Here is a 238-nt window from a genome sequence, read left to right as displayed (position 1 = left end):
TTGTCTAGTGTCCATGAACTTAACATCCTTGTTGCTTTCGTTAGCATATTGAATAACTAACACAAGCTCAAAACCCTTGTCTTTTAAATTAGCCAATATTGTTTCAGCAGTAAATCCGTCAATTGCAGGGTAGTTATGATTTATAGACAAACAAGGGATTGATAGCTTTTCACAAAATGCAATTGTTGCTCTTGAAGCAGAAACATCATCATATCCACCGATGTAGACAGCAATACTA

At 35.3% G+C, this 238-nt stretch carries 1 protein-coding gene; it reads right to left on the bottom strand.

Annotation, left to right across the window (positions count from 1 at the left end; all coding sequences use genetic code 11):
• Positions 1-238 (bottom strand): hypothetical protein (locus tag CCS90_RS15025; protein WP_218961643.1); only part of this gene is annotated, 238 nt, incomplete at both ends.

This window comes from Marinicella litoralis, from assembly GCF_002591915.1.
Lineage (GTDB): Bacteria > Pseudomonadota > Gammaproteobacteria > Xanthomonadales > Marinicellaceae > Marinicella > Marinicella litoralis.
The sequence above is the reverse complement of the archived record's forward strand: the minus strand, read 5'-3'. Positions and strand labels throughout refer to the sequence as shown.